The sequence below is a fragment of the Roseovarius sp. Pro17 genome, assembly GCF_035599575.1.
Lineage (GTDB): Bacteria > Pseudomonadota > Alphaproteobacteria > Rhodobacterales > Rhodobacteraceae > Roseovarius.
In genome coordinates, this window is record NZ_CP141179.1 from 3,110,814 (window position 1) to 3,133,368 (window position 22,555).

The 22,555-nt window shown below is 61.1% G+C and carries 24 protein-coding genes and 1 tRNA gene; 6 read left to right on the plus strand and 19 right to left on the minus strand.

Translation table 11 applies throughout. From position 1 onward, the window contains the following. Positions 1-37: 37 nt before the first annotated feature. Positions 38-985, plus strand: a complete 948-nt coding sequence (locus U3654_RS15090) for an L-threonylcarbamoyladenylate synthase (RefSeq protein ID WP_324752372.1) — start codon at positions 38-40, stop codon at positions 983-985. A 7-nt stretch (positions 986-992) separates the two neighbouring features. On the opposite strand, the gene U3654_RS15095 is transcribed toward U3654_RS15090, so the two are convergent. The 5 genes from U3654_RS15095 to U3654_RS15115 form a co-directional block, all read right to left on the minus strand. Next, the gene (locus tag U3654_RS15095) at positions 993-1,184 is read right to left on the minus strand and encodes a Trm112 family protein (RefSeq protein ID WP_324752373.1); all 192 of its coding nucleotides are present in this window, start codon (positions 1,182-1,184) and stop codon (positions 993-995) included. Then, the gene (locus U3654_RS15100) at positions 1,181-1,825 is read right to left on the minus strand and encodes an LON peptidase substrate-binding domain-containing protein (protein WP_324752374.1); all 645 of its coding nucleotides are present in this window, start codon (positions 1,823-1,825) and stop codon (positions 1,181-1,183) included. Before U3654_RS15100 ends, U3654_RS15095 begins: the two co-directional genes overlap by 4 nt. Before the next feature lie 63 nt (positions 1,826-1,888). Beyond that, positions 1,889-2,803, minus strand: coding sequence for a co-chaperone YbbN (locus tag U3654_RS15105; protein WP_324752375.1), 915 nt, complete (start codon positions 2,801-2,803; stop codon positions 1,889-1,891). 157 nt (positions 2,804-2,960) lie between these two features. After that, positions 2,961-3,749, minus strand: a complete 789-nt coding sequence (locus U3654_RS15110; RefSeq protein WP_324752376.1) for an exodeoxyribonuclease III — start codon at positions 3,747-3,749, stop codon at positions 2,961-2,963. Between the two features lie 107 nt (positions 3,750-3,856). Then, on the minus strand, positions 3,857-4,543 hold the full coding sequence (locus tag U3654_RS15115) for a response regulator transcription factor (RefSeq protein WP_324752377.1): 687 nt from the start codon (positions 4,541-4,543) through the stop codon (positions 3,857-3,859). A 161-nt stretch (positions 4,544-4,704) separates the two neighbouring features. Between U3654_RS15115 and ribA the strand changes: the two genes are divergently transcribed. After that, complete coding sequence (ribA, locus tag U3654_RS15120) at positions 4,705-5,802, plus strand: GTP cyclohydrolase II (protein ID WP_324752378.1); 1,098 nt, start codon at positions 4,705-4,707, stop codon at positions 5,800-5,802. Positions 5,803-5,825: 23 nt separating this feature from the next. Here ribA and U3654_RS15125 read toward each other — a convergent pair whose 3' ends face one another. The 3 genes from U3654_RS15125 to U3654_RS15135 form a co-directional block, all read right to left on the minus strand. After that, entirely contained in the window at positions 5,826-6,560 is a 735-nt protein-coding gene (locus U3654_RS15125) for a glutamine amidotransferase (RefSeq protein WP_324752379.1), read from the minus strand. Continuing rightward, entirely contained in the window at positions 6,557-9,352 is a 2,796-nt protein-coding gene (gene polA, locus U3654_RS15130; RefSeq protein ID WP_324752380.1) for a DNA polymerase I, read from the minus strand. The genes U3654_RS15125 and polA overlap by 4 nt, the downstream gene beginning before the upstream one ends. Positions 9,353-9,437: 85 nt before the next feature. Continuing rightward, positions 9,438-9,617, minus strand: a complete 180-nt coding sequence (locus U3654_RS15135; RefSeq protein ID WP_324752381.1) for a zinc-finger domain-containing protein — start codon at positions 9,615-9,617, stop codon at positions 9,438-9,440. A 75-nt stretch (positions 9,618-9,692) separates the two neighbouring features. Between U3654_RS15135 and U3654_RS15140 the strand changes: the two genes are divergently transcribed. Further along, entirely contained in the window at positions 9,693-10,622 is a 930-nt protein-coding gene (locus U3654_RS15140) for an ABC transporter ATP-binding protein (protein ID WP_324752382.1), read from the plus strand. 55 nt (positions 10,623-10,677) lie between these two features. On the opposite strand, the gene U3654_RS15145 is transcribed toward U3654_RS15140, so the two are convergent. From U3654_RS15145 to U3654_RS15160, 4 genes are read right to left on the minus strand one after another with little or no spacing between them, the layout of a single operon-like run. Next, positions 10,678-11,025 carry an antibiotic biosynthesis monooxygenase gene (locus tag U3654_RS15145; protein ID WP_324752383.1) on the minus strand — a complete coding sequence of 116 codons (348 nt, stop codon included), beginning with the start codon at positions 11,023-11,025 and terminating at the stop codon, positions 10,678-10,680. A gap of 43 nt (positions 11,026-11,068) precedes the next feature. Next, on the minus strand, positions 11,069-11,326 hold the full coding sequence (locus U3654_RS15150; protein WP_324752384.1) for a hypothetical protein: 258 nt from the start codon (positions 11,324-11,326) through the stop codon (positions 11,069-11,071). 8 nt (positions 11,327-11,334) lie between these two features. Continuing rightward, the gene (locus U3654_RS15155; protein ID WP_324752385.1) at positions 11,335-11,715 is read right to left on the minus strand and encodes an HIT domain-containing protein; all 381 of its coding nucleotides are present in this window, start codon (positions 11,713-11,715) and stop codon (positions 11,335-11,337) included. A gap of 9 nt (positions 11,716-11,724) precedes the next feature. After that, positions 11,725-13,302: a DUF5928 domain-containing protein gene (locus U3654_RS15160; protein ID WP_324752386.1), complete on the minus strand. Its 1,578-nt coding sequence runs from the start codon at positions 13,300-13,302 to the stop codon at positions 11,725-11,727. 148 nt (positions 13,303-13,450) lie between these two features. Between U3654_RS15160 and U3654_RS15165 the strand changes: the two genes are divergently transcribed. Beyond that, on the plus strand, positions 13,451-14,269 hold the full coding sequence (locus tag U3654_RS15165) for a sulfotransferase family protein (RefSeq protein WP_324752387.1): 819 nt from the start codon (positions 13,451-13,453) through the stop codon (positions 14,267-14,269). Between the two features lie 372 nt (positions 14,270-14,641). On the opposite strand, the gene U3654_RS15170 is transcribed toward U3654_RS15165, so the two are convergent. The 5 genes from U3654_RS15170 to U3654_RS15190 form a co-directional block, all read right to left on the minus strand. Then, positions 14,642-14,718, minus strand: a tRNA-Pro gene (locus U3654_RS15170). Positions 14,719-14,816: 98 nt separating this feature from the next. Then, a complete protein-coding gene (gene leuB, locus U3654_RS15175) occupies positions 14,817-15,923 on the minus strand; it encodes a 3-isopropylmalate dehydrogenase (protein ID WP_324752388.1) in 1,107 nt (368 codons plus the stop codon). Positions 15,924-16,037: 114 nt separating this feature from the next. Next, positions 16,038-16,451 (minus strand): GNAT family N-acetyltransferase, encoded by a 414-nt coding sequence (locus tag U3654_RS15180; protein WP_324752389.1) that lies wholly within the window; start codon positions 16,449-16,451, stop codon positions 16,038-16,040. A gap of 114 nt (positions 16,452-16,565) precedes the next feature. Then, positions 16,566-17,231 carry an OmpA family protein gene (locus tag U3654_RS15185; protein ID WP_324752390.1) on the minus strand — a complete coding sequence of 222 codons (666 nt, stop codon included), beginning with the start codon at positions 17,229-17,231 and terminating at the stop codon, positions 16,566-16,568. A gap of 126 nt (positions 17,232-17,357) precedes the next feature. After that, positions 17,358-18,197, minus strand: coding sequence for a methylated-DNA--[protein]-cysteine S-methyltransferase (locus U3654_RS15190; protein WP_416384597.1), 840 nt, complete (start codon positions 18,195-18,197; stop codon positions 17,358-17,360). Positions 18,198-18,303: 106 nt separating this feature from the next. Here U3654_RS15190 and nth point away from each other — a divergent pair, with 106 nt between their 5' ends. Next, positions 18,304-18,948, plus strand: coding sequence for an endonuclease III (nth, locus tag U3654_RS15195; protein WP_324752392.1), 645 nt, complete (start codon positions 18,304-18,306; stop codon positions 18,946-18,948). Next, positions 18,945-19,931, plus strand: a complete 987-nt coding sequence (locus U3654_RS15200; protein ID WP_324752393.1) for an adenosine kinase — start codon at positions 18,945-18,947, stop codon at positions 19,929-19,931. Before nth ends, U3654_RS15200 begins: the two co-directional genes overlap by 4 nt. Before the next feature lie 316 nt (positions 19,932-20,247). Here U3654_RS15200 and U3654_RS15205 read toward each other — a convergent pair whose 3' ends face one another. Continuing rightward, positions 20,248-21,231, minus strand: coding sequence for a polysaccharide deacetylase family protein (locus U3654_RS15205; protein ID WP_324752394.1), 984 nt, complete (start codon positions 21,229-21,231; stop codon positions 20,248-20,250). After that, entirely contained in the window at positions 21,228-22,436 is a 1,209-nt protein-coding gene (locus U3654_RS15210) for a glycosyltransferase family 4 protein (RefSeq protein WP_324752395.1), read from the minus strand. Before U3654_RS15210 ends, U3654_RS15205 begins: the two co-directional genes overlap by 4 nt. Between the last annotated feature and the right edge of the window lie 119 nt (positions 22,437-22,555).

Sequence of the window (22,555 nt, forward strand, 5' to 3'; positions counted from 1 at the left end):
GACGCTTTAGCCCCTCCGCCCCAAGGATCCAACGCCGATGCAGACCCGCACCCTCGCCCCGGACGAGCGTGGCATCGCAGCCGCCGCGCAGCTCATCGCAGACGGCCAGCTGGTCGCGATCCCGACCGAGACGGTCTACGGCCTTGCCGGTGATGCGCGCAACGGTGCCGCCGTTGCCCGCATTTTCGAGGCCAAGGGGCGGCCCAGCTTTAACCCCCTGATCGTGCATGTCGCGGACGCCCAAGCGGCGCAGACCTATGGCGACTGGTGCGACATGGCGGATCGCCTCGCGCAAGCGTTCTGGCCCGGTCCGCTGACGTTGGTTTTGCCGCTGCGCGCGGATGCAGGCCTGTCGCCACTGGTCACCGCCGGACAGAACAGTGTCGCGCTGCGCGCCCCTGCCCACCCGATTGCGCGCGCGCTGCTAAAGGCAAGCGGCGCGCCGCTAGCCGCGCCCTCGGCCAACCTGTCGGGGGGGATCAGCCCCACCCGACCTCAGCACGTCGCGCAGGGGCTGTCAGGTCGCATAGCCGCCATACTCGATGGCGGACCATGTGAGGTGGGGGTGGAATCGACGATTATCGCCCTGACCGGCGAGCCGACGCTGCTGCGCCCCGGAGGCCTGCCGATAGAGGCGATCGAGGACGCCCTCGGCGCACGCCTCGCCTTGCGCAGCGAGGATAGCGCGATCACCGCGCCCGGCCAGATGGCATCGCATTACGCGCCCAATGCCACCATGCGCCTGAATGCCAAGCACGCACGCGAGGGCGAGACTCTGCTGGGTTTCGGCGGAACCCCCGGCGCGGCGCTGGATCTGTCGGTATCAGGTGATTTGATTGAGGCGGCGGCAGCACTTTTCGACCACCTCCATGCGCTCGACGCGGGCGGTGCGTCTGCCATCGCCGTGGCCCCAATCCCCGATCATGGACTGGGCCGCGCCATCAATGACCGCCTGCGCCGCGCCGCCGCGCCGAAGGATCACTAGCCCGGTATCAGTCCAGCGTGCGCGCCTCACTGACCAGAAGGATAGGAATTCCCGCCCGGATGGGAAAGGCCAGCCCAGCGGCGCGGCTGATCAGTTCGCCTTTAGTCGCGTCGTAGTCCAGCCGCTGATGGCTCTGCGGGCAAATCAGCGCCTCCAGCATCCGCCGATCAAATTGGGGGCCGGTATCATCATCGCTCATTGCAGCATTCCCTCACCGTCGCCACCGCGCATTGCGAACTCAATCAACGTCATCAGCGTTTCGCGTCGCGTGCTGAGACACGGCGCCTCCAGCAGCGCCTGCTTGTCTTCCGGCTCGAACCCCAGAAGCATGGATAGTGAGTTGATCAGCAACTCGTCATCCGCCTCCTTCAGGCTGTCCCAGTCGGTCTGTAGATCTTGGGAATCGAAATATTGCGACAACGTCTGTAAAAATGCACCACGGTCAAAGGCGGTATCGCCCTCTTCGGGGCCTTGATCCCGCTCGAACCCAGCCCATGAAACGCGCGCACGCCGGTAGGGGGTGAACCCCTCAACCTCTTCGATCAGGCGAAAGCGCGACACGCCCGCCAGCGTGATCATATAGCGCCCGCCCTCGGTCTCGGAAAATTGCGTCACGCGGCCAACACAGCCGATAGTGTGCAGGCCGGACCCGCTGCGACCCGGCACCTTGTTGGGCTGGATCATCCCAATCAGGCGCTGCGGCGTCTTCAGCGCATCGTCCAGCATCGCCAGATAGCGCGGCTCGAACAAATGCAGCGGCAGCCGGGCGCGTGGCAAAAGTAGTGCCCCCGGCAGCGGAAAGATGGGAACGACGTCCGGAAGATCTGTGTTATGCGTCATGAGCCACCATCTAGCCCACCCGCGCGTCCGGACAACTGCCATGGGGCGCAGGCGCGCACGACCTCATACGAAGATCATCGAACTCAGCTTGCGCCGCCCGTTCAGCACAACCGGATCGTTTGGCTTGAGCGCATCAAAGATGGTAAAGAGCTGACTCTTGGCCGCACCCTCATTCCACTCTGCGTCGCAGCGAAATATCTCAAGCAGATGATCGACAGCTTCACCGCTGCGTCCGTTTGCAGCCAACGCAAGCGCCAGATCGTAGCGCGCCTGATGGTTGGCGGGATCGGCCTCAAGTGTCGCTTCCAGTTCACCAACAGGGCCGGCGTCCTGACCCTGCCGTGCGAGGGCAAGCTGCGCATGCGCGGCCTCGATCTCGGGCGCGCTGCTGATCTCGGCGGGTGCGCCGTTCAGCACGGCCTCAGCCTGCTCAAACTCGTCCAAGGCAATGTGCGCGCGCGCCATGCCGCCGAATGCGGCGGCGTTTACCGGGTCCTCGGTCAGAATGGCCGCAAAGGTCTGGGCCGCGCCCGCCGCGTCGCCCTCGTCCAGCATCTCGTCGGCGGCAATCACGGCATCGGCCAGGCCTCCATCCTCCTCGGCAGCACCACCCGCAGTGGCGACGACGCGGTTCACAAAATCCTCCAGCTCGGATGCGGGAACATTGCCTTGGAATCCATCGACCGGCTGGCCCTGCCAAAACGCATAGACCGTCGGGACCGATTGCACACGCAGCTGGCCCGCGATGCCCTGATTCTCATCGACATTGACCTTGGCCATGCGCACGGCGCCACCCGCCTTTGTCACGGCGGCCTCCAGCGCGGGGCCCAATGTCTTGCATGGGCCGCACCACGGCGCCCAGAAATCGACGATCACGGGCACAGTTTGCGACATCTCGACGACTTCGGCCATGAAATCGGCCTCAGTCACGTCCTTGATCAGGTTGGTTGCGGGGGCCTGGCCACCAAGTTCAATCATCTCGTCTCGCCTCGCTCGCTGAATTGCGCTATGATAAATAGATGGCCCAGCGCCCCCTGTGTTGCAAGAGGCACACCCGACCAAGGGCCTGCCGGGTCTTTCATTGTTCCGCAAATACTCTGGGGGTTCGGGGGTACAACCCCCGTCCGCACTGTGATCATAGATCGAAGGTCGCAAAGACAGGCGCGTGATCGCTGGGCTTTTCCCACCCGCGTGCGGCGCGCAGGATGCGACTGGAATGTGCCGCGCCCGAAATATCACCCGTCGCCCAGACATGGTCCAGCCGCCGTCCCTTGTCGGCAGCGTCCCAATCCCTGGCGCGGTAGGACCACCAGCTATAGAGCTGCCCCTCGGGAATATCTGCGCGGGTCACATCCTGCCAGCCCCCAGCCTCCATCGCGTCCTCGAGGTGGGCTACCTCGACGGGCGTGTGGCTGACCACCTTGAGCAACTGCTTGTGGCTCCAGACGTCATCCTCGCGAGGGGCGATGTTCAGATCGCCCACCAGGATCGCACGTTCGGGACGGCTCTCGCGGCACCAATCGCGCATCTCGGTGAGGTAATCCAGCTTTTGCCCAAACTTGTCGTTCACATCACGATCAGGCACGTCGCCGCCGGCGGGCACGTAGAAATTGTGGATCACCGTGCCATTCTCCAACCGCCCGGCGACATGGCGCGCATGGCCCAGCGCGGCAAAGTCATGCTGTCCCACATCCTCGATCGGCAGCTTGGACAGGATAGCGACGCCGTTATATCCCTTTTGACCGCGCGCGATCATGTGGGTATAGCCCAGCGCGGCAAACTCTTCGGTCGGGATTTTGTCCACCGGGCTTTTGCACTCTTGCAGGCACAGGATATCGGGCGCCTCCTCGCTCAGCAGCTTGCACACCAGCGGCTCGCGCAGCCGGACCGAGTTAATGTTCCATGTGGCGAGGGTAAAGGACATTGCGGGCATCTCCGTCGGCTGGGGGCGTGGCCCTAGTGCCTATCAGAGCGCCGCAAGGCCGGCCAGCGCGTTTCCCGAGGCTAAGGCGGTGGCCGCAATCGCGCCGGTCACGATATCAATCGGTAGCCCCCACTTTCGGTAACCAGCAGCCGCGCGTTCGAAGGATCGGGCTCGATCTTCTGGCGCAGGCGATAGATGTGCGTCTCCAGCGTGTGCGTCGTCACACCTGCATTATATCCCCAGACCTCGTGCAGCAACACGTCGCGCGCCACAACACCATCGGTCGAGCGGTAGAGGAACTTGAGGATGTTCGTCTCCTTCTCGGTCAGGCGCACTTTGCGTCCGTCCTCTTCCAACAGCATCTTGAGCGCGGGCTTGAACGTATAAGGCCCCAGCTGGAATACCGCGTCCTCCGACTGCTCGTGCTGGCGCAACTGCGCGCGGATACGGGCCAGAAGGACGGGAAACTTGAACGGCTTGGTCACATAATCGTTCGCGCCTGCGTCCAGGCCCAGGATCGTGTCGGCGTCGCCGTCATGACCGGTCAGCATCACGATCGGGCACTTGACGCCCTGCTTGCGCATCAGGCGGCACAGTTCGCGCCCGTCGGTGTCCGGCAGGCCGACATCCAGAATGATCAGATCGTAGTTGGAATCGCGTGCATGGGTCATCGCCTCGGCGCCGGTACCGGCCTCGAACACGTCGAAATCCTCGGTCATCACCAATTGCTCTCCCAGCGCCTCGCGCAGGTCTTCGTCGTCATCGACGAGCAGGATTTTCTTGAGCTGTGCCATGGTGGTATCCTCCGGTTGCCTCGACCTCTACATGCGCAGACGATGCCGCTACGGCAAGGAATACGTCAACGCGATCACGCCCTAGTGTAGCATACCCGGCTATTGTTTCATTTCCGCGCGAAAGCGATTAGATCGTGGACAAGCTATGAAAGCCTGCAACGATGAGCCTGCGACCCGACATCACCCACCTGCTGGCCCGTGCCCGCGCCGATCTAGCGATGGGTCTGCCTGTCGCGCTGAGCGGCGTGGAAGGCGGCGCGCTAATCGCCGCGGCCGAGACGCTGGATGCGCCGCGCCTCGCCGCGCTGCGTGCGCTGGACGGCGAGGCGCGGCTGACCTTGGCAATTACAGCCCATCGCGCCGAAACGCTCAAGGCGCGCGCTTATGATGGCGATCTGGCGCGGATCGCTCTGCCACCTGATGCAGACCTTGAGTGGATACGCGCCATCGCCAGCCCTGAAGACGATCTGGCCCACCCGATGAAAGGGCCGTTTCAGACTGAGCGCGGCAGTGATGCGGGCCTGCACCGTCTGGCCCTGACGTTGACCAAGGCCGCGCGCCTGCTGCCCGCCGCACTGGTGCTGGTGCTGCCGGACGCAGCCGTCCGCGCCGCCGCTGCCAACCTGACCGTATTGCCAGCCGAGGCGGCTGAGGCCGCGATGCGCCTCTCGAGCCCCCCGCATAACGTCGTCAGCGCCCGCGTTCCTTTGGCCGCCAGCGACGCGGGCCGCGTCCACGTATTTCGCCCCGAAGACGGAAGCGAAGAGCATTACGCGATCGAGATCGGTAAACCGCCTCGCGATGCGCCTGTATTGACGCGGCTCCATTCCGCCTGTTTTACCGGCGATGTGCTGGGCAGCCTGAAATGCGATTGCGGTCCGCAGTTGCGCGCGGCGTTGGCGCAAATGGGGACTGAGGGCGCGGGCGTGTTGCTTTATCTCAATCAAGAAGGGCGCGGTATCGGCCTTGCCAACAAGATGCGCGCTTATTCGCTTCAGGATCAAGGCTTTGACACGGTCGAGGCGAATCATCGACTGGGATTCGAGGACGACGAGCGTGATTTTCGTATCGGGGCCGGCATCCTGCGTAAGATGGGATTTGACGCCGTGCGTCTGATGACGAACAACCCGGCCAAGATCGACATGATGAAGCGCTGCGGTCTGGACGTCACCCAGCGCGTGCCACTGATTGCCGGGCACACCGTGCAGAACGAGGGCTATCTGGCAACCAAGGCGCGCAAATCCGGGCATTTGCTATAGCGGCAAACGTTCCCGCAAACCACTCAGCCGTAGCGCTGTACGAAATTGCGCAGAATGTGTTCCGGTGCCTGCACATTCGCGGCGCGACACATGGCGATCAGATCGTCTGCCGTCTCTGGCGGGAAATAGCCGTGATGTTTGTAGATCTCGATCCGCTCTTCAAAAACGTCTGCATCCGCCTCGGGGTGGAATTGCGTAGCATAGACATTCGCCTTGTAGCGCACCATCTGGAATGGGCAACTGGGCGCGGCGACCAGATGCGCGCAGCCCTTTGGCAGCGCCTCCAGCGCCTCCTTGTGGCCGACGAAAGCGTCAAAGCGGTCCGGTAGGCCCGCCAGCAGCGGATCAGCACGGCCCGCATCCGTTAGGGTGCAATCAGCGGTGCCGACCGGCTCGCCATAGCGGGACTTGCCGACGGCGCCGTTCAGATGTTTGCCCAAGATACCGATGCCGTAGCAACAGCCGAGAAAGGGGATATCGTTCTGTGCGATCTGCGGCATCAACGACAGAACAGCCGACTCAATGCGCGCGTGCTCATCGCTCTTTTCGCTGGGCGCGTCGCTAACGCAACCGGGGCCGCCACCGACGATGATCCCTGCATAATCGGCAGGATCGAGTGTGGCGGGCAATTCTTCTGCGTCCAGTCGAATACGATGGGCGCGCGTGGCATCCAGCCCGCTTTTGATCAGGAACGCCGTGAATTCTGCGTCTGATGCGTCCCGCTCTGGGCGCAGTTGCAGGATCAGAAAGCGCGTCAATGCGCCTTGGCCCAGTTGGCCCCCTGCCCCGCGTCGACAATCAGCGGCACGGACAGCTTGACCACCGGCTCGGCCGCGCCCTCCATCACGTCGCGGGCGGCTTTGATGACATCGTCCACTGCGCCCTCATCAACCTCAAACAGCAGTTCGTCATGCACTTGTAGCAACATCTTGCATGGCAAGCCGTCGATCGCGTCCGGCATCCGGATCATCGCGCGGCGGATCACATCGGCGGCGGTGCCTTGGATCGGCGCGTTGATCGCCGCGCGCTTGGCAAATCCCGCACGTGGGCCTTTCGCGCCGATCTCGGGCGTGTGGATCTTGCGACCAAAGAGGGTCTGGACATGCCCATGCTCTTTGGCAAAGGCCACCGTGTCGTCCATGTATGTGCGGATGCCCGGAAATCGCTCGAAATAGCGATCGATAAACCCCTGCGCCTCGCTGCGCGGGATACGCAGGTTGCGCGCAAGACCAAACCCCGAGATGCCGTAAATCACGCCAAAGTTGATCGCCTTGGCCTGGCGGCGAATTTCCGGCGTCATGTCCTCCATCGCCACGCCAAACATCTCGCTGGCGGTCATGGCGTGAATGTCCTGCCCGTCGCGGAACGCCTGCTTCAGCGCGTCGATATCGGCCACATGCGCCAGTATACGCAGCTCGATCTGGCTGTAGTCGAGGCTGACCAGCACCTTGCCTTCGGGCGCGACAAAGGCTTCGCGGATGCGGCGGCCCTCCTCGCTGCGCACGGGAATATTTTGCAGGTTCGGATCAGAGGACGCGAGCCGCCCGGTGTTGGCGCCCGCCTGCATATAGGACGTATGCACCCGGCCCGTATCCGGGTCGATATGGTCCTGCAACGCGTCCGTATAGGTCGATTTCAGCTTGGAGAGTTGACGCCAGTCCAGAATGCGCGCGGGCAATTCATGCTCGGTCGCCAGATCCTCCAAGACGTCGGCGCCGGTGGCGTAGGCGCCCGTCTTGCCACGCTTGCCGCCCTCAAGCGACATCTCGTCAAACAGGATTTCGCCCAACTGCTTGGGGGAGCCGACGTTGAATTTTCGCCCGGCCAACTGATGAATCTCCTCCTCCAGCGCTGCCATCTTTTGCGCGAAGGCACCCGACATGCGGCTGAGCGTGTCGCGGTCGACCTTGATCCCATTCCGCTCCATATGCGCCAGCACCGGCACCAGCGGCCGCTCCAGCGTTTCGTAAACGCGCGTCACCTGCGCGACGTGCAGCTGTGGTTTCAGCACGGTCCAGAGGCGCAGAGTGATATCAGCATCCTCAGCGGCGTATTTCACCGCATCGTCCACCGGCACGCGGTCAAAGGTGATGGCGGATTTACCGCCGCCCAAAAGCGTCTTGATCGGGATCGGTGTGTGACCCAGATACCGCTCGCTCAGCGCGTCCATGCCGTGGCCGTGCAACCCGGCGTGCAGCGCGTACGAGATCAGCATCGTGTCGTCGATAGGCGCGATGTCGATGCCGCGGCGGGCCAGAATCTTGGAATCATACTTCATGTTCTGGCCGATTTTGAGAATGCTCGCATCCTCAAGAACCGGCTTCAGCGCCTTTAGTGCGGCGTCCGCAGGCATCTGCCCCTCGACCAAAGCGGCCCCGCCGAACAGATCACCCTCGCCCTCGCCCTTGTGCGTCAGCGGGATGTAGCAGGCCTGCCCCGGTTCGACACACAGCGATATGCCAACCAGTTCGGCCTGCATTTCATTGAGCGATGTCGTTTCGGTATCCACCGCCACATAACCGCGCGCGCGGATGCGGTCGATCCACACTTGAAGCGCTGCCATATCGGCAATTTTCTCGTACTTTGATTGGTCAATTTCCGGCATTTCCGGCGCGCCCGCGTCAGGGGCGTCGGGCGGAGTATCGTCAATCTCGGGCGCCTCGGCATCCATCGCGGTGGCGATGCGCTTGGTCAGGGTGCGAAACTCCATCTCGGCCAGAAAACCCAGCAAGACGTCGGCATCCGGGTCGCGCACCTCCAGATCGTCCAGCCCGAAATCCAATGGCATGTCGCAATCCAACTGTACCAATTGGCGCGACAGGCGAATTTGGTCGGCGTGGTCGATCAGCGTCTGGCGCCGCTTGGGTTGCTTGATCTCGCTCGCGCGTTCCAGCAGCGTGTCCAGGTCACCAAATTCGTTGATAAGCAACGCCGCCGTCTTGATCCCGATGCCCGGCGCACCCGGCACGTTATCTACCGAATCGCCTGCCAGCGCCTGCACGTCGACGACGCGATCGGGGCCAACGCCAAACTTTTCCTCGACGCCCTCGACGTCGATCCGGCGGTTCTTCATCGCATCCAGCATCTCGACCCCGCCGCCGACCAACTGCATCATGTCCTTGTCCGAGCTGATGATCGTCACGCGCCCGCCAGCATCACGCGCCTGCACCGATAGCGTCGCGATGATATCGTCGGCCTCGTATCCCTCGACCTCTTTGCAGGCGATATTGAACGCCTCTGTCGCGCGGCGCGTCAGCGGGATCTGCGGGCGTAATTCCTCGGGCATCGCCTCGCGGTTGGCCTTGTAGTCGGGGAACAGATCATTGCGGAACGTATGACTGCCCTTGTCAAAGATCACAGCCACATGCGTTGCCGAATCGGACCCGTTATTGCCGTCAATGTACCGTTGCAGCATGTTGCAAAAGCCCGCCACGGCGCCAATGGGCAGACCGTCGGATTTGCGCGTCAAAGGTGGCAGCGCATGATAGGCGCGAAAAATAAAGGCCGAGCCGTCGATCAGATGCAGATGACATCCTTTTCCAAATGACATGGGCCCGACTCCTGACACGCTTTGGTGCTTATTCTTGGTATAAATATCCAAATGCCGCCCACGCAACCAGCGCAGCGGCAGACCGCTAGACCTTGCCTTCGAAATCGCGGTGGATCATTCGGCAATCGCAATAGCCGCATTCGACCCAGCCACGATCCCGCGGAATCTGAAGCCAGACGCGCGGATGGCCCAGGCCCGGTCCACTGCCGTCGCAGCATACGCGATAGTCATCTACGATCCGGATTTCGGGCGCTTTGGTCACCATCTGGGCGTTTCCTTTTGCCGGCACTTCCACTACCTCACGTTTATGATGGATCAACACGGCAGGGGCAAGGGCACCATGGCACGCAGCGCAATCGAAATCCGGGGCCTGCGCAAGACCTATGGCGGCTCTCGGGGCAGCCCTGAAAAAGAGGCTCTGAAGGGGATTGATCTGGACATCCCGGCCGGCTCCGTCTTTGGCCTGCTTGGCCCAAACGGTGCGGGTAAGTCGACGCTGATCAACATCCTCGCGGGCCTCGTTGTCAAAACGGCGGGCAAGGTCAATATCTGGGGCTTTGACCAAGACGTGAATCCGCGCCAGAGCCGCGCGGCCATCGGCGTCATGCCGCAGGAACTGAACCTCGATCCGTTCTTCACCCCGCGCGCCGCGCTGGAGGTGCAGGCGGGTCTGTACGGCGTGCCGAAATCGCAGCGACGGAGCGACGAAATCCTCGCCCTTGTCGGGCTGGAGGACAAGGCGAACGCCTATGCGCGCACCCTTTCCGGCGGAATGCGGCGCCGTTTATTGCTGGCCAAGGCGCTGGTGCATCGCCCCCGCGTGCTGGTGCTGGACGAGCCGACGGCAGGCGTCGATATCGAGCTGCGCCAGATGCTGTGGGCAAATGTGCGAAAGCTGAACGATGAGGGCATGACGATCATTCTAACCACCCACTACCTAGAAGAGGCTGAGGAAATGTGCGACCAGATCGCCATTATCAACCACGGCGAAGTGGTGGCGCGCGACAGCACGTCGAACCTGCTCGCACAGCTCGACACGCGCAGCATGATCATCATCCCCGACGGCGACGTTGCGCGATTGCCCGAGGCACCCGGTATCGACGTTACACGTCGGGGCGGCGGCGTGCTGGCGCTTAGCTACAGCGCCGGGAAAACCAGCGCCGAAGAGGTGCTGGCTGCCGTTCACGATGCCGGTATCCGCATCCGCGATGTGCGCACCGAACAGGCCGACCTTCAGGATGTATTTCTGGAACTGACACGCAGCCGCTGAGGGTTCATGTAACATCCCCGCAAAGACGGGATGCGTGGCATTACCGCAAACCAAGCTAGTCTAAGCTGCGCCCCTCGGGCCCCGAATAGGCGCGTTCAACCTTGGCGATGCGCAACTCGTAATGGGTATACCATTTGTCGATCCCGTATTTCTGCGCGACCAGATGCTGCGCCTGCGCCTTCCATGCACGAATGCTGTCCTCATCGCGCCAATAGGACACGGTGATGCCCAGCCTTTCGGAATCGCGCGCACTTTCGGCTCCGAGGCAACCGGGCTGCTTTAGCGCCAGATCGAACATGGCGTCGCCCATCGCCGCATATCCGGCGTCCTTCTGGCTCAGGAGGCTGGTAAAGATGACCGCGTAGTAAGGCGGCGCCGGTGTTTTGGCGAACCGCTCATTCATGGTGTGGCCTGTTCGGGCTTACGATCCAGATGCGATAGCACGTTCACCAGCTTTCCCGCCGGGTCGCACTGGCATGGACGGCGTCAACGTCATCCACCTCAATCGACAAGTCCGGCACCGGCGTTCCCGAGCCACCCTCCCTGGCGATACTGATCTGCACCAATGCTGTGCATTCGCCCGCCAAAGTTGCGATCCAACCGTGATCCATCACCACACGCAGCCCGAAAAGATCACCGTAAAAGGCGCGCATCTGTGCAACGTCCTCAGACGCGACATTCGCAACGATGCGCAAAACGGCCATGGCTGGCTTCAGCCCCTGTCCAGCAGCCGCCCCAGCGGTCGCCCGCCCAGCACATGCATATGCAGATGCGGCACCTCCTGCGCCCCATGCGGACCGGCGTTCGAAATTACGCGAAACCCGCCCTCCGCACCCGCGCCATCCAAGCCGGCCATGCGGCAGACCTCGCCGACGGCGCGGGTGAAATCGGCGATTTCAGCGTCGCTCGCCTCGGCGGCGAAATGGTCGTAGCTGACATAGGCGCCCTTGGGGATCACCAGCACATGCACTGGCGCCTGCGGCGATATATCCTTGAATGCAAGGCTATGGGCTGTCTCGAGCACCGTGTCGTTCGGGATCTCGCCGCGAAGGATCTTGGCAAAGATGTTCTGGTCGTCATAGTCAAAAGCCATAGTGAATCCTCAGTCTGCAAAAAGATGATCGGTCCGCGCGATACCCAGCGCCTGCTCGTAACCGATGCTCAGGAATTTCGAGATCGGGATGGCGTTATCCTCGTCGGTGGCGTTCTGACGCATGATATAGTGATGCTCGAACTCGGCATCGCGCATCTTGTCGCTTTCAAACGTCGTTTGACCCCTGATCGTGGGCAACAGCCGCTCGAGCGTCTCGTCCGACGTCTGCTCACCGGCGAGGCCAACGCGCACGGCGTGGCCGATGAGGTAGTCGTCGGAAAAGACGCACTGGATTTCCAGCAATCGCGTGGTTGAGCGGTCGCCGCAGAAATCCGCAAGCAGGTCGAGATCGCCGGGGTCCATGCACACGATCATGCGGTCGGTATCGTGATAGTCGAACAGCATCCGCATCAGCGCGCGCCGGTGGCGCGTCCGCTTGCCCAGGCTCGCCTGAATGCCGCCCAGATCCGGCAGTGCGGTGCTTTCCTCGTTGAACAGATACTCGGTCGCGGGCACGTTCGTGACCTCGCGGGTCCGCTCCAGCAAACGCTTGGCGACGTGCCACTTCTTACACACAATGATCATCAGTTCGCGGTGACGGCCCAGCGTGCTCTCCGTCTCCCAGAAGCGCGAGGCAAAGCGACGGCCAATCCGGCCCTGCGCGGTCAGGAACTTGAAGAGGCTGCGCCCCTCGTTCGAAATCTTGAACTCGACCTGATCGTCGGCATAGAGCGCGGCAAGACGCTGCTTCAGCACGCTCGCCTCAGGGCTGATCTTGCGCGCGAACAGAAAATCCTGACCCAGCAAAAGATCGTAATGATCATTATAAAAGGTCTGCGGCATCCCGTAGTCGGTGAACATCAGAAACGTCAGGGCGCGCGTGCGGATCTCGGATTCCGGCACAATATGCCGTACGAGGGTCTGAAAGAACGTCTCGTCAGGGATCCACGTCGTGCGGAAAAAGCGCATGACGTCGCGCCGCTGGCGGGTAAACTCTAAAATCCACTCCACCGTACGGCGGCGCAGACACCACCACTGGCTGCCAATCTGGACCTGTATATCATGCGGGATATCTCGGCTGAGGCCCAGCCTGCGCTGAAGGTTGAACGACGTGTCGAACAGCCACTTATGCTTGCGCTCGTTGAAAAAGTGGCGATAGATCAGCCGCTCTTCTTTCATGCCGGTCTTGATCCAGTCGCTTTCGAAAAAATCGAAGCTCTCTATGTAATCCACATCTTCGCGGTCAAGGAATTCGTGCGCATAGCGCGCCGACTTGATCGCGGCGCAATCGCCCGACAGCATGTAGAAATGCGTGGCGCGCGGAAAGGCGCTCACAGCCGCCTCGATCGCAAGCAGCGTCGCCTTCACAAGGCTCCATTCGCCCCAGCCGCACTTGATCCGCTTTCGCGCGAAGCAGACGTTCGGATTATCTGCCAGCGCCGTCTTGATCCGCCGGAAATGCGCTGGTTTCGCGCGACCATCAAAATGGATCGCGATGCAATCACCTACAGCCGTCAGCATCTCGGCCTGCGCGATGATGGCCTCGGGATCCTTGTGGCACAAAAGTATGTAGGCAATTTTCGCCATGTGGGAAACAGACTACCTCTTGTTCTGCCGATTGTTTATAGTGATAATCCCGATCATGCGTTGATGAAACAGTAATAATTCTGTTTTATAACGACAGAGAACAATAAGTCCCGAACGGGACATCAGAGGTTTTGCGAGGGCAGTGATCATGGGGTTTCCCGGCACATGGATGACCCAAAGCGAAAGCGTGGTCTACCGCGTAGTGCCCAAGTGCGCCTGCTCGACCATCGGTCAGATCATGTATTACTCGGATCATGGTACCTTCTTTGACGGTGATATCCACGACGCCAAGGATGGGCTTCATAAATGGGCGCTGGACGAAAGCCAGCCACTGATCACGGCCAACGTCAAGACGCACAGCTCTTACGCGTTCACCTGCGTGCGCAATCCTTACACACGCATCCTCAGCTCGTTCTTTGACAAGATTTGCGGCATCCAACGCAACGGCAAACGCTATCGTGGCAAGCTGGTACCGCTACTGGTGCAGAAATACGGGATCGAGGTCGGCGGCGAGGACGGCAAGCAAGAGTTCGACCAGATCGCCAGCTTTCGCCGGTTTTTGCTGTTCGCGCGCGATACAATCCGTTGGCGCCGCCCGATGGAGCCCGACATCCACTGGTCCGCAATGTCAGGCCATGTCAGCACCTACATCGTCAATGGTGGCACGTATGATCGCATCTTTTGGACCGAGGCGTTCAACGATGGGATGCAGGATGTACTAGACGCGATAGATGCCCCTCACAGGGTCGATTTAGGCACCATGCCACGCTTTAACGAAAGCGAGGGGCATGGCCCCAAACGCGCGCATCCGGTCGAGGATTACTTCGACGATCTGTCGATGCATCTGGTCTACGAGATCTACAAGCAAGATTTCGAACTATTCAAATACGACTTCGCCGATCCGTCAAACAAGATGCCGATCGGTGAAATTGACCTCCACGAGGTCCACGCCAAACTGGGTGAATGAGGGATCAGCGCAAGCGCCCTTGGCTGGCAGGAGGATTTGGATATTTCCCCCGAGAAAAATCCTGGGCCGCCCTGATCCAACATCTGCCAGAACCAGAGGCGTGGCCCAGTCCGGCAAACCGGTGGGTCGCCCAAGGACCAGCCGCGCATCGCCCCGCTGTGCATCGCTATCCTGAGCATTTCCCTTTTAAACTGGTCGGCCGCGATGTTTGGGAATGCGGAGAGCCAAAGGTGGCGACTGAGGTGCGCGCTTTCTTTGCCCCCCCGACCTCTCTGTTTCAGTTCTGCATCACCGAAAATCGGCACATATTGGCACAGGGTGCGCCTAACGGTGCTGTCTCAAAATAAGTATAGAATTTTTTCGGAGATAAACTGGTCGGGCTGAGAGGATTCGAACCTCCGACCCCCTGCTCCCGAAGCAGGTGCGCTACCAGGCTGCGCTACAGCCCGACCGTGGCGCGAGCGATAGACGAGGGGATCGCCCTTGGCAATCCCTCAAATAGGCGGCGCCGGGCCAGGTTTGGGACAGGCCGGGCGCCGCGACAGGCTTAAAGGCTGGCGTTAAGGGCCGCGACGATCGCATCACCCATCTGACCCGTATTCAGCGGCGTGCCGCCGTCCGGACCCATCAGATCGGGTGTGCGTGCGCCATTCGCCAACACGGCCTCGACCGCCCGCTCCAGCCGTGTCGCCTCATCGCCTTTGTCGAATGAATAGCGCAGCGCCATGGCAAAGCTGAGGATGCAGGCAATCGGGTTTGCCTTGCCCTGACCCGCGATGTCGGGGGCCGAGCCATGGACCGGCTCATAAAGCGCCTTGGGCCGGCCGTTTGCCATCGGCGCGCCAAGGCTGGCCGAGGGCAGCATCCCGAGTGATCCGGTCAGCATCGCGGCGGCATCGGACAGGATGTCGCCAAAGAGGTTGTCGGTGACGATCACGTCGAACTGCTTGGGGTTGCGGCAGAGCTGCATCGCGCCCGCGTCGGCATACATATGGCTGAGCTGGACGTCGGCGTAGCTTTCGGCGTGCACCTTAGTGACGACCTCGCGCCATAGAATCCCGCTCTCCATCACGTTGGCTTTTTCCATCGAGCAGACCTTGTTGCCACGGCGGCGGGCCAGCTCGAATGCGGCGCGCGCGACGCGGTCAATCTCGGACGTGGTGTAGCGCTGGGTGTTGATGCCGACACGCTCGCCATTTTCCTCGAAAATGCCGCGCGGCTCGCCGAAATAGATGCCGCTGGTCAGCTCGCGCACGATCATGATGTCGAGGCCGGCGACAATCTCTTTCTTCAAGCTGCTGAAATCGGCCAGCGCGTCAAAGCACTGCGCCGGACGCAGGTTGGCAAAAAGGTCCATTTCCTTGCGCAAGCGCAGCAGCCCACGCTCTGGCTTGACCGAGAAATCGAGGTCATCGTATTTCGGCCCGCCCACAGCGCCCAGCATGACCGCATCAACCTGTTGCGCCTTGGCCATCGTGTCGTCATGCAGGGGGGTGCCGTGTTTGTCATAGGCGCATCCGCCGACAAGGTCGGTGATGACGTCAAAGGGCATGTCGCGCTTGTCGCCATACCAGTCGATGACCTTCATCACCTCGTCCATGACTTCGGGGCCGATCCCGTCACCGGGCAGAATGAGAAGCGAATGGGTGCTCATGTGGGGCGTCCTCTTGGGATGATGCGCGTTGGCAAATCGGGTATAGCGAAGTGGTGGAATGGTCAAGAATTGGTGCGGTATGGGAACAGCGAAGATGCCTGATTCATGCTGCTCTCATCGCAGTTTCTTTGTCATACGGTAGTTATGCAGTGCGACACCGCGCAGGGTAAAATCCCGCCGTTTTTCACAACCAAACCCGGCGCGCACGAAAAATTGTCGCGCGGCCTCGCTGGCTTCGACAAAAAGGCTGGGGATAGCGCGTGTCACAGCGTCGGCTTCAAGCGCGCTATAGAGCGCGGACCCGGTGCCTTGGCTTGTAGGCAAGCAGTAAAAGCAGTCGATATGACCATTGTTCTCCAGCTCGACGAATCCAACCGGCTGGCCCCGCCTGCCCTCAGCGACCCAGATTGTGCGCCCGTCCGAAACGCGCGCCATAAACGCACCCGGCACTACGGCACACGGGCTCCATGCCGCCAATTGCTGCGGACTGTAATCACGCGCACCGATAGAATGGACCGACGCGTGCATCAGTCCCGCGAGCGCGGCGGCATCATGTGATTGAAAATGTCGGACGAGAATGCTCAGGGCGCTATCCCCTGAAAGGGGTGCAAGGCCGCCGGCAGGCCGCCTTGCACGAGAATATTAGCGCTGGTTCGGCAGGATCACGATCTCGACCCGTCGGTTCTGCGCCTTGCCCTGTGCGGTCAGGTTGGACGCGATGGGCTGATCCTCGCCTCGTCCGAACGTGCGGACGCGGTTGGCGCCGACACCGCCCTGCATCAGCACATCCGCGACCGAATTTGCGCGCCGCTCGGACAGGTCCTGATTATAGGCCGCCGCACCGGTGTTATCGGTATGACCGACCACCTGCACTGTGCTGCCGGGATAATTCTGCAGGCTGTCCGCAACCGTCAGCAGATCGCCGCGCAGCGCAGTGTTGACCCGCGCACTGTCTACCGCAAAGAGGATGTCCTGCGGCAGGGTCACGATCAAACGGTCGCCGGTGTTGTTGATCTGCACGCGGTCATTTTGCAGATCGCGGCGCAGTTCGGCCTCTTGCTTGTCCAGTGCGTTGCCGATGGCAGCACCGCCGAGGGCGCCTATGGCGCCGCCGATGAGCGCGCCCTTGCCCTTCTTATCGCTGGCGACCGCGCCGGTAACGGCGCCGGCAAGGCCACCGATCAGTGCGCCCTGCTGTGTCTTGTTCGCGCCCATGCCGGTGCCGTAGCCTTGGGTGCCGTCGCAGGCCGTGGTCAGCAGCAGCGCAGCACCAGCGGTGACGAGAAGAGATTTTTTCGCTAGAATCATGTTAAATTAGCCTCGTATATACCTTGTCCGGTCAGTCGGACTTGGGCGGACTATAGGGTGGCGAGAGGCCATGCCCAATACACAATCCCGCGCAAATCGGCAGCAATCCGCGCATCTCGCGCTGCATTACCCGGCCTCGGCGCGCGCGCTCTCCCATGCGAGGATGCCGCGCTTGACCGGTAGGCCCCAGTGATAACCGCCAAGGCCGCCTGATTTGCGCAGCGCGCGATGGCAGGGGATCAACAGGCTGATCGGATTGCGCCCCACAGCGGTGCCAACGGCACGCACGGCCTTGGGGTGGCCGATCGCTTGTGCGATCTCGGAATAGGTGGTGACATGGCCCGAGGGGATGGCCAACAGCGCCTCCCACACCTTGATCTGAAAGGGCGCGCCGATCAGATAAAGCGGGGTGGGATTGGTGCGCTCGGCGCAGAAGGCCTCCAGCGCCCAAGGGCGCAGCCGGTCCTCGTCTTGGACGAAGTCGGCCTGCGGCCAGCGGCTGCGCAGATCCGTCATCGTCGCCTCTTCTCCCGCCTCGGCGGCAAAGCCGATGCCGCAGATACCCTTATCCGTCCCCATCACCAGCGCCGGGCCAAAGGGGCTGTCAAACCAACCCCAGTATACGGTCAGCCCAGCGCCCTTGCGGGCAAAATCGCCAGGGCTCATCGCCTCCCACCTGAGGAAGAGATCGTGCAGCCGCCCGGTCCCCGACAGGCCGGCGCCGTCCGCTGCCTCCAGCATGGTATGACGTGCCGAAAGCAGCGATTTGGCGTGGCCCAGCGTCAGATATTGCTGATATCGCTTTGGCGATACGCCGACCCATCCCGAGAAAAGCCGTTGGAAATGCGCGGCGCTCATCCCCATTTCGCCCGCGAGCCGATCCAGCGTCATACCTGATCCGCCCTCATCGATCAGTTCGATCGCGCGGCGCATGACGTTGAAATGGTAGCTTTGATTGGCTGGCATGGTCATCGGATGTTCCTTTGGCTTGCCTGTCAATTTAGGCGCAACGTGTCACCACTGCGACCCGAATGTTGCGCAATGGCGCAAATCCGGCCATTAGAAGCGCATCATGAGCAAGCAACTCGACTATCACACGATCCGCGCCATTTTCGAGCGCTTTCAAGACGCCCAGCCCGAGCCTGAAGGTGAGCTGGAGCATGTGAACGTTTTTACCCTCGTTGTCGCCGTCGCGCTGAGCGCGCAGGCCACCGATGCAGGCGTGAACCGCGCCACGCGCGCGCTGTTTCAGATCGCCGATACGCCGCAAAAGATGCTGGACCTGGGCCTTGAAGGTGTCACCGAACACATCAAGTCGATCGGCCTTTTCCGCCAGAAGGCAAAGAACGTGATCAAGTTGAGCCAGATCCTGGTCGACGATTACGACGGCAAAGTGCCCAACTCGCGCGCCGCGCTGCAATCGCTGCCGGGGGTGGGGCGCAAGACCGCCAATGTCGTGCTGAACATGTGGTGGAATATGCCAGCGCAAGCGGTCGACACTCATATTTTCCGGGTCGGAAACCGTACTGGCATCTGCCCCGGCAAGGACGTCGTTGCGGTCGAGCGCGCGCTTGAGGATCACATTCCAGCGGATTTTCAACATCATGCCCATCACTGGCTGATCCTGCATGGCCGCTATCACTGCAAGGCGCGCAAACCCATGTGTCCCACATGTCTGATCCGCGACCTGTGCCCCTATGAGGACAAGACGACATGAGCAAATACCAAGCGGTCGGCATCGGAAATGCCGTGGTCGACGTGATCTGCCGCAGCGATGACGCGTTCCTCAGCAAGATGGGCATTGAAAAGGGCGTGATGCAGTTGATCGACGAGGCGCGCGGCGAGGCATTGTATGACGCAATGGAAAATCGCGTGCAGACGGCGGGCGGATCGGTCGCCAATACCATCGCCGGATTGGGCGCGTTGGGACTGACGACGGGTTTTGTGGGACGGGTGCGGGACGATGCATTGGGTCGTGCCTATGCAGACGACCTTACGCGTGTCGGCACCGATTTCGTCAATCCACCGGTCCCTCGGGGCGACCTGCCGACGTCACGCTCGATGATTTTCGTGTCGCCTGACGGCGAGCGGTCGATGAACACCTATCTCGGCATCTCGACCGAACTGGGGCCGCAGGACGTGCCGAATGACGTCGTGGCGGGCGCGGAGTTGCTGCTGCTGGAGGGATATCTCTTTGACAAGCCGCAGGGCAAGTTTGCCTTTGGCACGGCAACCGAGGCGTGCCGCAAGGCAGGCGGTCTGGCCGGCATCTCGCTGAGTGATCCGTTTTGTGTGGACCGCCACCGCGATGATTTCCGCGCACTTATCTGTGGGCTCGATTACGTGATCGGTAACGAATACGAGTGGTCGGCCCTCTACGAGACCGCAGATCTGGATGCGGCATTGGATCAGGCAGCGGGCGAGAGTGGCCTTGTGGTATGCACTCGCTCGGGCGCGGACGTCACCATCCGGCGGGGCGCCGAGGTGGTGGAGGTTCCGGTAAGGCGCGTCGCACCTGTTGATACGACGGGCGCAGGCGATCAATTCGCCGCCGGGTTTCTCTATGGGCTGGCCACTGGCGCGCCGCTGGATGTGGCAGGCCAGATGGGCTGCATCGCGGCTGCCGAGGTGATTTCACATTACGGCGCACGCCCGGATGCGGACATCAAGGCGCTCTTTGCCGCTGAAGGGCTTATCTGAACATTCGCGCGCTTGGCTGGCAGGGGGATTGGATATCCCTCCCTATATGAAAAGTCTGGGAATGCGCGGCCTGCTACCCAGTGTCGGTCGCTACGAATTAATCTGCCCAAGTTGACTATTCGTGCTGGCCAGCGGAACTCGGATGTCTATTTTCGGCCTTCGGTGATCAAGGCGCATGATCGCCGTGATGAACCGCATGGCGATGAGGTTTGGCATGGCGAGCGCGCCACGCAACGACGTCATGCTCTGCCCCATCGCGACCTAAGACCGTTTCTAAATGGTATTCGAAGTGTTGTAGCCTCACGGTCGTCAGTTGTTAAAACCCGACCAATCTCAGCCGAAATCGTTTGATGTCATCGTAGCGTCCGATCGAGATGCGCAGCAACGCGAACGCATTTAGGCTTTCACCGTCCTGCTCCGCTGTCAAAGCAGCTCCTGTCGCAAAGCCGAGTGATTCAAGACTGTCCTGAAGCGCCGCATTCATGTTGCCATTAGGATATGCAAAATGGCGAACCGGCTGGCCGGTCCAGTCTTGCAAGAGTTCCCGGGATTGATCGATGCTGCCGCGTGCCTCATTGATGGGTATCTGATCGAGAAGATTATGACAGTGGCTGTGCGCCCCGATCGTGACCAGCGGATTTGCGGCCAAGGCTTGCAGCTGCTTGATCGTCATTGGCTGTAACGCAGTGAAAGCGCGCTGCGATGGTCCCGACTGGGCCACCACATCCTGTGCCAAAGTCTCGCGTTGGTCAGGCGGCAGGCGCTTGAGGTTTTCCAGAATGTCGGAGATGACCAACCAGCGGGCCGCCCCGGTCTGTGGTCCGACACTCCATTTCGAAAGCCCCGCATGACGCAGGTCAATGTCGACGCTTTGCTGCCCCTGAAGTGCATTCATAACCCTGTCGAACCAGTAGGCGCGACCCTCGACGATCTGGGCAGTCGCGATATAGACGGTGACTGGGATCGCTTCCGTCTCAATAATCGGCAGAAGGTGATTGAATAGCCCCACATCCCCGTCATCGAAGGTCAGCACAGCTTTGGGCCGAGAGTTCGGTGCTGGATGTGACAACGCCTCGTCCAAGCTGACGATGTCGTAATGTTCGCGCAGAAAAGCGAGCTGTTCGCGGAAGTCAGCCACACAAAGCACCGTCCAGGCATCCATCGTCTCATCTTCGGGACCAAGAGTGTGATAGCACAGGATGGTGACCGGATGATCGCGCAAAAACCTGCGCTGAAGAAAGCCGTATGTCGGACTGGAACTGAGCACAGACAGCGCTGCCTGCTTCAGCAGACCCTTCATGTCTGGTCTTCTCCGCCGAAATACATGCGCAATTTCTTTACCTCGGTTTCGATACTATGGCGGGCGCGGACCCGTTTCAGGGCCTGCTTGCCCATGCGCGCCCTGTCGGCTGACGATGTCGCAAGGCTTTCACGCATCGCTTGCGCCAAATCATCCTGGTTGCCCGCCGGCACCAGCCAGCCTGTTTCGCCCGGGCGGACCAGCTCGGGAATTCCTGCCACATAGGTTGAAATTACCGGTCGGCCTTGCGCCATCGCTTCCATGATGACCACAGGTAGCCCCTCGATAAAGCTTGGCTGAACCAAGGTGTGGCACGCAGCTATCTCTTGGAAAATCTGATCTGACGAAATCCAGCCTGTGATGCGGACCGATGCCTTTAGTCCGAGGGCTTCCAATCGCGCCTCGATTTGATCGCGCAACGCTCCATCCCCGGCCAGAACCAGCCGGGGCTCAGGGCAATCCTTGAGTACGGCAGCGAACGCCTCAAGAAGGATCAGGTGCCCCTTCTCGGGGCTCAGGCGCCCAATACAGAGAAAGATCGGCGTTGCAGGTTTCGGCTGGGGCGCATCGGTGAATGCCTCGGCCGACAGCCCGCAATGAACCACCTTTATCTTGGGCCAAAGTTCGGGTGACACGTGCCGCATCAACTGACTGCGCGTAAAGGCACTGATCGTGGCGACAAACCGGGCCTCTTTGACTTTGCGGTCGAAGGCAAGTTGCTGGGCATTGTCGGCTTCGTCCATGCCATGGATCGTAAAGCTGTAGCCGGGGCCCCCAAGCAAATGGACCAGCAGTGCAATTTCGGCGGGGTTTGTGCCGAAATGCGCATGTAGGTGATCGGCCGGGCGATCGTGGAGCCATTCGCGGATACGGCAAGCCTGAGCAAGATAGATCAGATGATAGGGCCATGGCCGGATGGAATTGCGTGACATGGACATCGCCGCCTTCAGCGCCTGCCAGAATTGTCCGGGGCTGCGCCCCAAACAACGCAGCATACTACCGCACAGAGGTAGAAGGCCGTCCTTGAGGGTATAACGGGTCTGGCCGCGCTCGATCTGGTCCTGCGGATCTACGATCTCGGCATCCCAGCCACGCAGAGCAAAGCGGTCCACTTCTACGCCCTGGCGTTCAAGTTCCAGTATCTCACGGCGGATGAACGTGTGGCTCACCATCGGGTATTGGTTTGTCAGATAGGCTATGCGCAAAATATCTACTCTTGATGGCTCATGACAGGAATTTGGGGCCTCTGGGGCAGTCTGCATCATAAGATGCATAATGAATTTGTCAGGAGTAAGTCATCCGTGAATGAGGTGGCAGACAAAAA

What these genes read in the sequence shown, in the direction of transcription:
- U3654_RS15115 (WP_324752377.1), bottom strand. Translation starts at nt 4,543, where the DNA reads ATGGCACAGCTCAAGAAAATCCTGCTCGTCGATGACGACGAAGACCTG.
- nth (WP_324752392.1), top strand. Translation starts at nt 18,304, where the DNA reads ATGAGCAAGCAACTCGACTATCACACGATCCGCGCCATTTTCGAGCGC.
- U3654_RS15180 (WP_324752389.1), bottom strand. Translation starts at nt 16,451, where the DNA reads ATGCACGCGTCGGTCCATTCTATCGGTGCGCGTGATTACAGTCCGCAG.
- U3654_RS15155 (WP_324752385.1), bottom strand. Translation starts at nt 11,715, where the DNA reads ATGGCTTTTGACTATGACGACCAGAACATCTTTGCCAAGATCCTTCGC.
- U3654_RS15110 (WP_324752376.1), bottom strand. Translation starts at nt 3,749, where the DNA reads ATGTCCTTTACCCTCGCCACATGGAACATTAACTCGGTCCGGCTGCGC.
- U3654_RS15200 (WP_324752393.1), top strand. Translation starts at nt 18,945, where the DNA reads ATGAGCAAATACCAAGCGGTCGGCATCGGAAATGCCGTGGTCGACGTG.
- leuB (WP_324752388.1), bottom strand. Translation starts at nt 15,923, where the DNA reads ATGAGCACCCATTCGCTTCTCATTCTGCCCGGTGACGGGATCGGCCCC.
- polA (WP_324752380.1), bottom strand. Translation starts at nt 9,352, where the DNA reads ATGTCATTTGGAAAAGGATGTCATCTGCATCTGATCGACGGCTCGGCC.
- U3654_RS15185 (WP_324752390.1), bottom strand. Translation starts at nt 17,231, where the DNA reads ATGATTCTAGCGAAAAAATCTCTTCTCGTCACCGCTGGTGCTGCGCTG.
- ribA (WP_324752378.1), top strand. Translation starts at nt 4,705, where the DNA reads ATGAGCCTGCGACCCGACATCACCCACCTGCTGGCCCGTGCCCGCGCC.
- U3654_RS15100 (WP_324752374.1), bottom strand. Translation starts at nt 1,825, where the DNA reads ATGACGCATAACACAGATCTTCCGGACGTCGTTCCCATCTTTCCGCTG.
- U3654_RS15135 (WP_324752381.1), bottom strand. Translation starts at nt 9,617, where the DNA reads ATGGTGACCAAAGCGCCCGAAATCCGGATCGTAGATGACTATCGCGTA.
- U3654_RS15145 (WP_324752383.1), bottom strand. Translation starts at nt 11,025, where the DNA reads ATGAATGAGCGGTTCGCCAAAACACCGGCGCCGCCTTACTACGCGGTC.
- U3654_RS15205 (WP_324752394.1), bottom strand. Translation starts at nt 21,231, where the DNA reads ATGAAGGGTCTGCTGAAGCAGGCAGCGCTGTCTGTGCTCAGTTCCAGT.
- U3654_RS15190 (WP_416384597.1), bottom strand. Translation starts at nt 18,197, where the DNA reads ATGCCAGCCAATCAAAGCTACCATTTCAACGTCATGCGCCGCGCGATC.
- U3654_RS15095 (WP_324752373.1), bottom strand. Translation starts at nt 1,184, where the DNA reads ATGAGCGATGATGATACCGGCCCCCAATTTGATCGGCGGATGCTGGAG.
- U3654_RS15140 (WP_324752382.1), top strand. Translation starts at nt 9,693, where the DNA reads ATGGCACGCAGCGCAATCGAAATCCGGGGCCTGCGCAAGACCTATGGC.
- U3654_RS15105 (WP_324752375.1), bottom strand. Translation starts at nt 2,803, where the DNA reads ATGATTGAACTTGGTGGCCAGGCCCCCGCAACCAACCTGATCAAGGAC.
- U3654_RS15160 (WP_324752386.1), bottom strand. Translation starts at nt 13,302, where the DNA reads ATGGCGAAAATTGCCTACATACTTTTGTGCCACAAGGATCCCGAGGCC.
- U3654_RS15165 (WP_324752387.1), top strand. Translation starts at nt 13,451, where the DNA reads ATGGGGTTTCCCGGCACATGGATGACCCAAAGCGAAAGCGTGGTCTAC.
- U3654_RS15150 (WP_324752384.1), bottom strand. Translation starts at nt 11,326, where the DNA reads ATGGCCGTTTTGCGCATCGTTGCGAATGTCGCGTCTGAGGACGTTGCA.
- U3654_RS15090 (WP_324752372.1), top strand. Translation starts at nt 38, where the DNA reads ATGCAGACCCGCACCCTCGCCCCGGACGAGCGTGGCATCGCAGCCGCC.